This window comes from Bacillus sp. EAC (genome assembly GCF_002156875.1).
Taxonomy (GTDB): Bacteria; Bacillota; Bacilli; order Bacillales; family Bacillaceae_G; genus Gottfriedia.
Map to the genome: position 1 here is coordinate 210508 of NZ_NCSY01000003.1, position 13384 is coordinate 223891.

The window sequence follows — 13384 nt, forward strand, 5'->3', positions numbered from 1 at the left end:
TTTACAGTAGTTATTTATCTTCAGCCTTCAATGCTTCCTCGTGCTGTTTAGCGAAATCTTTTGGCTTGACTTCGTTTCCAAATAAAGACTGAATTAAATTTAAGTGCGTTTCTGCTACTGAAGCACTCATTTGAACATCAGCAAATAGAGTTAAGCTACTAGCATTATTTAGCTCATTTAGTACATCAATATAAAGTGGTGGTAAATTAACTTTTGAAGTGTCCACTTTTGTTGCTGGAATAACACCAGCTTTTTCGACAGATTGCTCTCCCCATTTTTCAACGAAGAATTTAACAAAATCTTTTGCTTCTGGTTTTACTTTTGAATTCTCAGATACGAATAATCCAACTCCAGGTCCGCCAACCCAACTATTTTCATTCCCTTTTCCGCCTTCGTAAGTAGGGAATTTAAAGAAGCCTACATTGTCACGGAAATCTTTTGAAATTTCTTCATTTGTTGTAAAGTTTGGAAGCTCCCATGATCCCATTAGATACATAGCTGCATTACCATTTAAGAATTCTGATTTTCCTTCATCGTTAGATAACCCATTAAATCCTTTATTAAATCCATTTTCCTTCACAAGGTTTTGAACCTCTTCAGCTGCTTTAACTAGTGCAGGATCCTCAAAAGAACCTGTACGATTAATTGCTTTATTTAAAACATCTGAACCACCGATTCTGTCAGCTAAGTACATATACCATAATGAACCAGTCCAACGATCCTTGTTTCCTAAAGCAATTGGTGCAACTCCATTTTTAGCCAGCGTTTTTACAACATTTTGAAATTCACTATACGTTTTTGGTACTTCAAGATTATATTTATCAAAAATTGATTTATTGTAGTAAATTGGAGCAATGTTCAATTCTAGTGGTAATCCATATGTTTTACCGTCTATAGCGTAGGCTTCTGTTGTTCCACTTACAAATGTGTCCTTTAGACCATCATTTAACACATCATCTAAATCTGCAAAAAGTCCGCCTTTTACAAAGGGAGACATATATCCAGCTGCCCATGTAAAGCCAACATCAGGGAGTTCGTTAGAAGAAGAAAGAACTTTAATTTTGTTCTTGTATTGCTCATTTTCAAGAACCTCTACCTCAATTTTTACATCCTTGTGTTCTGATTCGTATTGCTTAATAATGTCAGTTACAATTAAGTTTTGTTGCTTAGAACTTCCTGCTGGCCAAAGGTGCATAAATTTAACCACTTTCTTGGAACCGCTTTCAGTTCCGGCCTTATCAGAACTTCCACAGCCAGTTAAAGCAGCCATCAGTACAAGAACAAGTGCTAGCATTAATAAATACGCTCTTTTAAACATGTCAAACCCCCATTATTTGAATTTTCAATACAATTAAATTCTAGCATTAATAAAAAACCGCGGTAAGGTAACCGCGATTGGGGAAAATTCCATTATTTTTGGATTAGTGTTTCATCAAGCTCTGATGTTTTTCTAAATTTACTAGGAGTAATACCCTCGTAATTTTTAAAGATTTTAATAAAATATTTTGCTGTTTGATATCCCACTTCTTGGGCAATTTCCTCGATTTGTAAATCTGTTGTTAATAATCTATTTTTAGCAATTTGCAGTCTTTTTCTAGTTAAATATTCACTAAAATTTAATCCAATTTGCTCTTTAAATAACACACTAAAATAGCTTGCATTTAAATGGACTGCATCTGCAACTTCTTTTAAAGAAATCTGACTGCCAAGATTTTGATTAATAAATTTTTTTGCTTCTTTGATTGGATTTGATTGACTAAGTTTACTGTCTATTTTAAGTAACGTTTGATCGGTGACCTTTTCCATATACTCTATACGTTCAATATTTGCTTCCTTTTCTAAAGCTTGCTCAACGGCTTCAATTAGCTTTTGTTTGCTTACTGGTTTTAAGAGATAATTTACGACACCTAGGCGAATGGCTTCCCTAGCATATTCAAAATCCGGGTGTCCTGAAATAATGATGGAAACGAATTTATGTCCCTTACTCTTAAGCTTTTCTAAGAGCTTCAGGCCGTCCATTTCAGGCATACAAATATCAGTAATTAATAAATGGACTTTTGTTTTACTGATTTTCTCGAATGTCTCTTGACCATTTGCAGCACTAAGGATTTCAAATTTACCATTAGACCATTTTTCTAATGTGTTTTTTAGCCCTTGTCTCGTTATTTGCTCATCATCAACAATAAGAATCGTCTTTGTATCCTCCATTTTTACTCTCCACCTTTGTCTGGAATATCAAATATAACCATCGTTCCTTTTCCGAGTTCACTTTTTAATCGCAGTCCCTTTAAGTCTAATTCATTGTAATAGAGCTTTATTCTCTTATTTACATTAGTAAGAGCCATTCCCATACCTTTAAAAGAAGATACATTATCATTTTGAATTGCTAGATTAAGTGTTTTTAATGTTTCTAGTTCAATACCTGGTCCATTATCCTCGACAGTAACTTGAATGCTTGAGGAATTTTTTATCTTTTGTATTTTTACTTGAATAGTACCTTGTTCTCTACTATTTTCAATGCCATGCATTATTGCATTTTCTACTAATGGTTGAATAATTAATTTAGGAATTTTTACAGATAAAAGTTCAGAAGGTGCTATTATTTCCCACTCTAATCGGTCTCCAAGTCTCATTTTCATTATTTGTAAATAACGTTCTATTTGTTCTAATGCAGCTTGAATTGTCACCCACTCACCGCTTTTTTCATTCCCAATCGTATATCGGAATAACCCCGACATTGCTATAACAATTTCTGCAAGCTCTTCTTCTCCTTTTTCATCCAATGACCAATATAAAGCATTTAACGTATTATAGAGAAAATGCGGATCAATCTGGGCTTGGAGTGCTTTTAGTTCTGTCTGACTACGAAGTAACTCTTTTTCATAAACAACTTGAATTAGATGGTTTGTATTCTCTACCATTTGATTGTAGGTTCTATTTAACTCAACGATTTCCAATGAAGAAGCACTTTCCGAATTGATCTTTAATTCATCCATTTTTGCATTCTTCATCGTATTTGTTAGTTTTTTAATTGGTCTAGTAATCATAGTTGCTAGAATAATAGAGGATATTAAAAAAATGAAAAAACCTATTGCTCCGGAATAAAGTGTAGCATTCCGAACAGTCGATACCCGCTCCTTAAGAAAGCTTGTCGGCTTTAATATCACAAGTGTCCAGCCTGTTTTTAACGATGACTGTTTAACAATCATGTATTCTTTTTTATTTACTTTTATTGTTTGAAATCCTTCTTGCAAAAAGTATTGAATATTAATTCCATAATTATCTGTTATTGGAGCTAAATCCCTGTCAAGAAGCATCATATAATCCTTTTCCCCAGGATTTAACGTACTCTCTTCTAAATGAAAATAGCTATTTATTATTTTTACAACCAAATAGCCACCATTTGAATACCAACGATCCATTAAGCTAACCCTTCTTATCGCATAAGAATAATTGCTATTCTTTGGATCTTTCCCTACCCATACCAATCTACCCTTTTCGCTTTCTGCTTTTTTTACCCACTTATCATCAATCACACTAGATAATTTCTTTTCTCCAAATGGGTACATTCTTTTTCCTTCTTTTGAGTATAGTTCAAAAGAATAAATACCATCAGAATACGCATGTAAGTTATTAATCACCCTAATTAGTGATTGCCTTTTCGCAAAATCAATACTTTCTCCATTTTGCAAATCTAGCAAAGTTTGTTGAACAGTTCCATTCGTAACCAATTGATTAGATAGTGTGTCAATCTGTTTATAAAGCGTTTCCATTCTTCCGTTAGCTTCTATCGCCGTTTGTTTGATTTGCTTCTCCGTTGTTTCAGTCATCAACTTCCCAACTTGGTTATTTACCATTATTGAAACAATTGTTAAAACTATAATCATAACAATCAAGAAAATAGATAGGATTTGATTTCGTAAAGTGTTTAAGTTTTTCAACCGCATTTTGATGTTAACGATCATAATCACCTATTTCATAGTAAAATGATGTAAGTTCTTTTTTTAATTTTAATCATACTATACTTATCATCAAGCTCAACAAAAAAAATTTTCTTTGATTTAGCTACTAGATTTATACTTACTTTGTAAATGTACTTAAATGTCATAAGAATAACAGGTTCCATCTATTTAACCTACTGAACCTGAAACGTCATAGACAACATAATTTCTAATGGGGTGTACTTATTGAAAATTGGAATCATCGGCTTAGGCGATATCGCTAAAAAAGCTTACTTACCTGTCCTGTCTGAAAAAGAAGATATAGAATTAGTTCTATGTACAAGAAATAACTTAGTACTAAATGAACTATCAAAAAAGTACCGAATTGAGGAAAAGGCCCAAACAGTAGAAGAATTAATAACGAAGAATATCGATGCCGCGTTTATTAGTACTGCGACGGAAGCGCACTTCGAAACTGCAGAAAAGTTACTTAAAAGCGGAATAAGTGTTTACATTGATAAGCCAATCTCTATGAATTTACATGAAACTGAGAAAATCGTGAATTTAGCAAAAGAAACTGGCAAAATTGCTATGGTTGGATTTAATAGAAGATTTATCCCTCGTGTTAAAGAGCTAAAGGATCAAGGTAAAGCCACATTAATAATCATGCAAAAAAATAGATATGCTTCCCCAGATTTTGTAAGAAGATTTGTTGTTGAGGATTTTATTCACGTTGTAGATACTCTTCGATTCTTAATGAATACAGAAGTGATGGATTTAAAGGTAGAATTCCTTAAAAATGAAGACAAACTTGATCATTTAGTTATTCAACTTATTGGAGAAGGATGCACCGCAATTGGAATAATGAACAGAAATAGTGGAGTTACCGAGGAAGTAATTGAATATATGACTGCGCAAAATAAGTATGTTGTAAATGCGCTTGTAGAAACAACCCGTTACCATGATAAAGAAATCAATCTAATTAAATTCGGAGATTGGGAACCAACCTTGTACAAACGCGGATTTTATCAATTAATAGATCACTTTATTGAATGCGTTAGATTTAATAAGAATCCAGCCCTTCCATTGAGGATTCATTACTTACCCATGAAATTTGTGAAAGAATCGTTAAATTTATTGATTCTAAAGCTTGAGACCATTAATTATTTTCTGGCATCTTCTCAAACCACTTTTAATAAAAGTGGTTTTTTGTAACCTTAATGCCATTTTTCATATAAGTTCCAGGATACTCGCTTTCTTGAGCTAGGCAATCAGCCTTATTCAGACATCCCACCTGTCCTTTTCACCCACAGGAGTAATTGCATACGCTCCACTACATTCTTACTTAGCAAATTCCCATCAAAAAACGCTCTTCATATTGCTCCCCATTTAAAGTTGGTTTTATGACTGAAAAACAAAATCGGTATAATACAAAATTTATATTCAGTTTACATTTTCCAAGCATTACCGAAAAATTAATATGTTATTTTTAATCTATTGTAAATACTATTTCTTAAGTCGTTGCTTCGTGGTATTCGCTTACACTAATGGTTCGTGATTTTCATACTTTGAAGCTTATTAAATGCTTTATTGGAGGTTGTTAGATCTGAAATCTCATAAGGATTAAGAGCATAACGTCACTAACAATTAGGGGTACATCATGAACGTATTTTTTCAACCTTTAAAAAAATTTACATTATTAGAATTAAGCATATTATTATGTTTTCTCTTACCTCCAGTAGGTATTTTAATTTTACTTATTATTGGTCTCTATACGATCTATACACAGTGGATTATAAAGAAACGTTTCACTTTTACTCTGTTTTCTTATTTTTTCCTATCCCTTTTTATCGCTACAGTTGGGGCAACCATATCATTGAAGGAAATATCTTATATAGGCATTAGTGTGATGATTCTAGGTTATTGGGGATTGTATAGTAGAATATTGGAAACTGAAAAAAATCAATTATTTAAACATTATCGGATGATTATCATTTTTGGAGGATGTTATAGCTGTGTTATAGGATGGATTTCGAAATTGATTACTTTCCCTTTAGTACTCAGTTATTTAACAGGCACTGTGCTCTTTGGTGAAGACACACGAAAAGATTATGACCGTCTGATTGGCTGTGAATATAATCCAAACTTTACAGTGTATATTCTTTTAATCGCAACTTCATTTCTTTTTGCTAATCTCCTGACAAATTTGCGGAACAAACAATTTGTTAAATCCATGTGGCAGATATCGTTAATTCTTGTGCTTAGTTTTGGCGTGATTCAAACGGGATCTAGGGCAGGCTTTGCGTCAATGGTTTTGATTTATTTTTTATTTATCTATCGATTAAATCGAGACGTATTCTTTATTAGTACAATAATTGGCATATCATTGTCTAAGTGGTTACTTCATGTCATGCCTAGATCTGAGTCGGTCATTCAAGCAAGTGAAATTAGACAAGAGATTTGGAAAAAAGCGATTAGTATATGGCAGGATCATCCTTTCTTCGGTGTGACTCCAATTGGATTCGGTCAAGAATATTTGCAGCATTATAATGAATACGTACCTCATGCTCATAATGTGTTTATTGGAATATTTGTTGAGTATGGGACACTTGGTGGATTAGCCTTTTTATGTGTCATAATTATAAATCTTGTTAAGTTTATCCAATTATTTTTTTCCATACGAAATAAAAAAAGTTTATTAAACAATTACTTGCTTAGCTTACCTATAATTCTTCTTACTGGAGTGTTTGATGAACCTTTATTTTCGCCTCAAATAGGATTTCTAACGGTTATTCTATTAGCTTGTTGGGACAAATATACGAAACGAATCCATCTAGCAGAGTTTCCGTCATTATCAAGGATTAATCATTGGATTTATCTACATGTACTAGCCCCGAAGGATCAGTCGTAATAAAAACTTTGTTGCTATTCAAAGGAGGAGAGATCGATTTCTTCTCCAGGATGCTTTTTCTATGTGATCGGTGAACCTCCTCGCCACAATCTATTGTTAAGTTGTCTCATCTATCCTACTTGAGAGAAAATCAATAAAGAAGAGGAAGCAAAGCGCTGTTTAACATGCTTTACTTCCTCATTTTTTATGATTGCGTTTTAATTGTTACAGTGATCATTACATATAATTTTTATATTGTGTTGAATAAACGAGTAACTTTAAATCTCGACTATGTTCTTCTCATATAGGCGCTTACTGTTAAAGGCGCAAAGATCGCTACAATGATAGCGGCTCCGATTAGAGAGATGGATAAATCCCAACCTACCGTTCCAGAGTTAGTCAAGTTTCTGACAGCAGTCACAAGGTGCGAAATCGGATTGAGTTTAACAAACCATTGAAGCCAGTTAGGCATTGTATCAACCGGTACGAAAGCATTTGAGAGAAACGTAAGTGGGAATAGCACGAGCATTGATATTCCTTGTACGCTTGAAGCAGTACGTGCAATTACACCAAAGAAAGCAAATATCCAGCTAATTGCCCACGAGCATACAATTACTATAAGCCCGGCTAATATAACATTACCAAGTCCTCCATCAGGTCGGTAACCCATGATATATCCCATTGAGAACGTGAGTACAGTCGCAATTGTATAACGGATCGTATCTGCCAACAATGCTCCCGCTAGCGGTGCAATTCGTGCGATTGGTAGTGACTTGAAGCGGTCAAATACTCCCTTATCCATGTCCTCCCGCAGTTGAACCCCTGTAACAATTGAAGTCGTTATTACGGTCTGTACAAGTATCCCAGGAATGATGACAGGCAAGTAACTCTTCACATCTCCAGAAATAGCTCCACCAAAAATATAGGTAAACATCAACGTGAAGATGATTGGTTGTAGCGTGACATCAAACAATTGCTCCGGAGTGCGTTTTATTTTCAGTAAACCCCGATAGGCCATCGTAAAAGAATTTCTTAATGATTGACGAAAACTTGTTTTGTTTTTTAGTTGGCGATGTGCAGTCGGTTTAATTGAAGCGTGGCTCATACACTTACCTCCCCTTTTTCATCTGATCTTACAGCTTCTTTTGAGGTGTCAGCATTTATATCGTTGCCTGTAATCGTTAGAAACACTTCGTCCAGAGTCGGCTTCTGCACACTCATTTCAGCTAAATGAATCCCTGCATCACGAAGAGCAATAAGCAGGTCCGTTACTCTGTCAGCATCCGCCATTGGCGCGGTAATCTTTCCTTCTTCCACTGACACTTTTGACTGGACCTTAAGTACTTGTTCAACAGTCCTACGGGCGTTTTCGATTTCCTTTAGATTTTCGATTTTCAGATGTAATGATGAGCTACCGACTGATGCTTTTAGCTCATCCACAGTGCCTTCTGCGACAACTCGGCCGTGATCAATTACAGCAATTCGATCAGCCAGTTCATCTGCTTCTTGTAAATATTGTGTTGTTAGTAATACAGTGGACCCACTATTTACCAATCGGCGAATGGTATCCCACATTTGATTTCTCGTGCGTGGATCTAATCCAGTAGTTGGTTCATCCAAGAAGATAAGTGGCGGCTGGGCAATCAGACTTGCAGCTAAATCAAGCCTACGACGCATCCCTCCAGAGAAATTTTTCAATGGACGCTTCGCTGCTTCAGTTAAACCAAATTCCTCCAATAGCTCGGCTGCCTTTTTTCTTGCTTCAGCACGTCCTAATCCTAGCAGCCTTGAGAAAATGATAAGATTTTCAGTAGCACTTAGTGACTCATCAACGGATGCATACTGACCTGTTACTCCAATTAATTGACGCACAATTTGTGCTTCCTTTACTACATCATGCCCGAAAATGCGTGCGAAACCTGCATCTGCGCGTAGTAAAGTTGCTAGCATTCTAATTGTAGTTGTTTTTCCCGCACCATTTGGTCCAAGTACACCGTAGATCGAACCCGCTCGTACATTTAGATCTACTCCATCAACTGCACGATTATCGCCAAAAGTTTTAACTAGGCCGCGAGCTTCTACAGCCCAATCACCATTCTCTGGCGTAATTATTTTTTTGTTTAAATATTCCACATATTTTCCTCCTCTACAACTTATTACAAGGTAAATATATCTATAATATATGAAATAAGTATGAACAAAAAAGAACCTCTAATTATCAATTTACGATCACTCGATTACTGATAACAAGGGTTCAGTTTCTAGAAGGCGGCACTTCAATTCAGCTTTTAAATGTCCCATTAATATTAGGTTCTCTTGAAAGCTTAATCTAAAAAATATTCAATTTTAAGTACTTTTATGGAGAAAGATTATACTTCTTTACAATCAATTACCTATCTTTTCAATTTATTCTAGCTTTAAATTTTTAAATTCAATTCTATATAAATCACGTCGTCGATCGCGTAATTGTCGTACTGAACCCGTATTACGAGAACGCCTTAATTTCTCAAGATCCACGTCACCGACAACCACAGTGTCGACATTAGCATCACATTCACCAACAATCCCATCTCTCGCAAACCCAAAATCTGAAGGTGAGAAAATTCCAGACTGCGCATACTGAATATCCATGTTTTCTACATGTGTTAAGTTACCTACTGTTCCAGCAATACATGTATATACTTGATTTTCTATTGCGCGTGCTTGAGCACAGTAACGTACACGTAGGTACCCTTGGCGATCATCCGTACAAAATGGGACAAAAATAATGTTCGCACCTTTATCTACGGCAATACGCGCAAGTTCTGGAAATTCGATGTCGTAACAAATTTGGATAGCAATTTTACCACAGTCCGTATCAAACACATGAATTTCGTTCCCCTCGGCAATTCCCCACCACTTTCGTTCGTTAGGCGTTGCGTGAATCTTTGATTGTTTCTCAATCGTTCCATCACGTCTAAATAGATACGCTACATTATATATATTTCCATCCTCTTCTACAAAATGAGATCCTCCTACAATATTGACGTTGTATCGTACGGCAAGTTCAGTAAACAGTTCGATGTATTGTTCAGTATAGGTTGCAAGTCTACGAACAGCCTGATCTGGTCGTTTTTCTTCGAGAAAAGACATCAATTGGGTCGTAAATAACTCTGGGAACACAGCAAAATCCGAACCGAAATCCGCCGCGACATCGACATAGTATTCTATTTGACGAGTGAAATCTGTGAACGAATCAATTTTTTTCATCATATATTGGATTGCACAAATTCTCACTGGAAATGATGCACGATAGACGCGACGGGACTTAGGAAGATAGTCGATATTGTTCCATTCCATCAAGGTTGCAAATGAATCTGATGCCTTGTCGTCTGGAAGGTAACGTGTGTTGATACGCTTAATTGTAAACCCTTCAAGGAGCTGGAAGGATAATACCGGATCATAGATGCTATGTTTCTCAACTGCTGCCACATACTCACGGGGCGTCATTTCATCTTTGTGCTCATGGTAATTCGGAATACGTCCACCTATGATGATGCTCTGGAGATTTAATTGACGTGCTAGTTCCTTACGCGCCTCATAAAGACGGTGCCCAATTTTCATACGACGATATTCTGGGTCAACCATGACTTCAATTCCATATAAGTTAAATCCATTAGGATCATGATTAGTAATATAGCCGTTGTCTGTGATCACGTTCCAAGTATGCTGATCATCATATTCATCAAAATCGACCAAAAGACTCGAACAAGAACCAACAATTTTATCCTCATATTCTACACAGAACTGACCTTCGGGGAAAATTCGAATATGGCTTTCCAGCTGCTCTCTCTTCCATGGTTCCATGCCTGAAAAGCAACGGATCCATAAATTCATAATTTCATCAATGTCTTCCATTCGTATGTTGCGAATGATAATTTTCTTTTCATATTTCGACATATCTGTCTCTGACACGTTCTCACATCCTTATCTCAGATATCAAACTTACAATCTGTTCGTATAAAAATGGAAGTCTCTTAAATTGACCTGCATACCTGTTATAATGCCCACAATTTCCCTTTTCAAATTACAACAAATACCACTTATAGAATAAAAAAATGACCACTCATTAATTGAGTGGTCTGTAATTCTTTGAATTAGTTTTTTAATAAGCTTTCCTTGGCAATATTGTGTAAAAATGGACTAGGTTCTCCTAAACTGTAAAGCTCCAAATGGTGCATAGCACGAGTACATGCAGTATAAAACAATCTAAGCAAACTCTCATCTCCGTATACTTCCGAGGATGCATTATATATGATAACAGCATCGAATTCTATTCCTTTAGCTAGATATGCAGGAATAACGACAATCCCCTGTTCGTATTCTACTGAACCGCTCTTTACGAGCTTGATATTATCGATACTTTTTAATGCGTCAAATGCGACTAAAGTTTCTGCAGCAGACTTGCATATAACTGCTATTGTATTATACTTTTTCTCCATCAAGTCTTCGATTTTAGAAGTGATGCATTGGTGCAATTCATCATGACCTGACACTTGGGTTAATACAGGTTTATTGCCATCGCGCTCAAAAGCAGTTATCAGTTCACCGTTAGGAACGAGTCCTCGTGTAAATTCCACAATTGGTTTTGTTGATCTATAACTTCGGGTCAGATTTATCGCATATGTTTGGTCCGGCCCATATAAGTCTTTAAGAATTTGAAAATCAATTCTTTCACTCGAATAAGTGAATATCGCTTGGTTAAAGTCTCCGAGCACAGTCATTCTTGCTGCAGGAAACAAACGTTTTAAAAACTCGAATTGAAATGGAGAATAATCTTGCGCTTCATCTACAAGTACATGTTTAATCGATGCGTTCGTCTGAAATCCTTGAATCAGCTCTTTTAAAAGTAAAAATGGCGTAGCATCTTCATAAAACAGTTTACCTTCATCTATCATTTTCAACGTTAACAAACAAATATCTTCCCACTCTTTAGGTACTGTACCATCAATCCATAATTTAATCTGACTTGGATCTTGGAACAGCTGTTTATAAACCCCTTTTATGTCAATAAAACGAAGCATGTTGATCCACTCACGTAGCGGTTTTAACTTCCTGCGAATAATCATTTTGCTAAGTACCCTAATTTCACTCTCGTAATCGTCAAATGATTCTTCAGAATTTCCACTTTTTTTCATTAAGTATTTATAAGCTTTTTGATAATCCTCTTTACTAAGTAATTCAATTTCATCTTTCACCCATGACTTTTTTTGCTCTACTTTTTCTAACTGGTTAATCCGCTCATTCAGCCATTCTGTCAACTTCTCAATTCTGTTATAAAAACGAAGTGATGTGTTGCTGTTATAAAACTTTTCAGTGATTTCCTTTGATGAAATGATCGTTTTACCTCTGAATTTAATTCCTCTGAAAATCATACCAGACATTTCTAATGACTGACTGAATGCTTTAATTGTCTCAAAAAAGCGAGTCGATGCCTTGAATTGGATATTAGCAGTTCTCGTCTTATAGAAAGGTTCATGCATGGCAGTCAAAACATATTCTAGTTGGCTATAATTATCCTCAACTTGGAATGAGTCACTTAGGCGATGATTCAAGTATTCCTGGAATGTAACCTGTTGCATATTTTCTTCACCCAGCTCTGGTAAAACTCTAGATACATAGCTGTTAAACATAGCGTTTGGCGAAAAAAGAATAATTTGATCTGCTCTCAGCCAGTCTCGATGCTTGTATAGCAAGTAGGCGATTCGTTGTAGTGCTGCAGATGTCTTCCCACTCCCAGCTGCGCCTTGAACAATAAGTAATCTACCTTTGTCAAACCTGATAACCAAGTTTTGCTCTTGCTGAATACTAGCTACTATACTGTGCAAATGTTTGTCTGTTCCTTTTCCTAGCACATGCTGTAATATTTCATCTCCAATTGTGAGGCTCGTATCGAACATCGATTCAATTACGCCGTCACGTATGACATATTGCAACTTTTGATCCAACATACCACGAACTAATCCACCAGGTGTATCGTACTCTGCCGGACCAGGCGGATAATCATAATAGACACTTGAAATAGGTGCTCGCCAGTCATATATTAGAAAGTTTTCTCCGCTTTCATCAGTTAAAGTGGAGACCCCAATATAAATATGCTCTAATTCGGTATTACCTTCTTCAGTAAAGTCGATACGACCAAAATAAGGTACCTCCTGCATTCGACGCAAAGAAGCCAACCGCTTGGAGGCTTGTTTATGACTATTTTGGCTTACAGATAAAACTTGAGCTTGTTGTCTCAAGCTGATAATTGTCTCGAGATAATCATCGAAATTATCTGTATTAACTTTGACTTCATCCCAAAAGTTTTTACGGATATCAACTACATCACTCATACGTTGATTTGTTTTGCCTTCAAACTTGTCGATCTGTTCTGTGATTGTTTCTACTATACTGTCTAAACGTTTTTGCTCCAGACGAAGTTCTTTATTCATAACATGCACTCCTTTAAAAAATTTGAACCAAAGGGTTGACTTATAAGATATTATGTTGTAAAATTATAATAGGGATAATT

Annotated in this window: 9 protein-coding genes; 2 read left to right on the plus strand and 7 right to left on the minus strand. The window is 35.7% G+C overall.

Features of this window, described 5'->3' with window-relative positions; all coding sequences use genetic code 11:
- Nucleotides 1-10 precede the first annotated feature (10 nt).
- The 3 genes from B7R65_RS07215 to B7R65_RS07225 all read right to left on the minus strand — a co-directional run bounded on the left by B7R65_RS07215 (nt 11) and on the right by B7R65_RS07225 (nt 3947).
- Nucleotides 11-1318, minus strand: coding sequence for an extracellular solute-binding protein (locus B7R65_RS07215; protein ID WP_088042096.1), 1308 nt, complete (start codon nt 1316-1318; stop codon nt 11-13).
- A 92-nt stretch (nt 1319-1410) separates the two neighbouring features.
- Nucleotides 1411-2208 (minus strand): response regulator transcription factor, encoded by a 798-nt coding sequence (locus tag B7R65_RS07220; protein WP_088042097.1) that lies wholly within the window; start codon nt 2206-2208, stop codon nt 1411-1413.
- A gap of 2 nt (nt 2209-2210) precedes the next feature.
- Complete coding sequence (locus B7R65_RS07225) at nt 2211-3947, minus strand: sensor histidine kinase (protein WP_088042151.1); 1737 nt, start codon at nt 3945-3947, stop codon at nt 2211-2213.
- Nucleotides 3948-4187: 240 nt separating this feature from the next.
- Between B7R65_RS07225 and B7R65_RS07230 the strand changes: the two genes are divergently transcribed.
- Together B7R65_RS07230 and B7R65_RS07235 are read left to right on the plus strand one after the other, a co-directional pair.
- Nucleotides 4188-5156 carry a Gfo/Idh/MocA family protein gene (locus tag B7R65_RS07230; protein WP_256941201.1) on the plus strand — a complete coding sequence of 323 codons (969 nt, stop codon included), beginning with the start codon at nt 4188-4190 and terminating at the stop codon, nt 5154-5156.
- A 445-nt stretch (nt 5157-5601) separates the two neighbouring features.
- Nucleotides 5602-6852, plus strand: coding sequence for an O-antigen ligase family protein (locus B7R65_RS07235; RefSeq protein WP_088042098.1), 1251 nt, complete (start codon nt 5602-5604; stop codon nt 6850-6852).
- Between the two features lie 268 nt (nt 6853-7120).
- Here B7R65_RS07235 and B7R65_RS07240 read toward each other — a convergent pair whose 3' ends face one another.
- The 4 genes from B7R65_RS07240 to helD all read right to left on the minus strand — a co-directional run bounded on the left by B7R65_RS07240 (nt 7121) and on the right by helD (nt 13304).
- A complete protein-coding gene (locus B7R65_RS07240) occupies nt 7121-7936 on the minus strand; it encodes an ABC transporter permease (RefSeq protein ID WP_088042099.1) in 816 nt (271 codons plus the stop codon).
- Nucleotides 7933-8964: an ATP-binding cassette domain-containing protein gene (locus B7R65_RS07245; RefSeq protein ID WP_088042100.1), complete on the minus strand. Its 1032-nt coding sequence runs from the start codon at nt 8962-8964 to the stop codon at nt 7933-7935. Before B7R65_RS07245 ends, B7R65_RS07240 begins: the two co-directional genes overlap by 4 nt.
- Nucleotides 8965-9237: 273 nt before the next feature.
- Nucleotides 9238-10785 (minus strand): bifunctional GNAT family N-acetyltransferase/carbon-nitrogen hydrolase family protein, encoded by a 1548-nt coding sequence (locus tag B7R65_RS07250; RefSeq protein ID WP_088042101.1) that lies wholly within the window; start codon nt 10783-10785, stop codon nt 9238-9240.
- A 182-nt stretch (nt 10786-10967) separates the two neighbouring features.
- The gene (helD, locus tag B7R65_RS07255) at nt 10968-13304 is read right to left on the minus strand and encodes an RNA polymerase recycling motor HelD (RefSeq protein WP_088042102.1); all 2337 of its coding nucleotides are present in this window, start codon (nt 13302-13304) and stop codon (nt 10968-10970) included.
- Between the last annotated feature and the right edge of the window lie 80 nt (nt 13305-13384).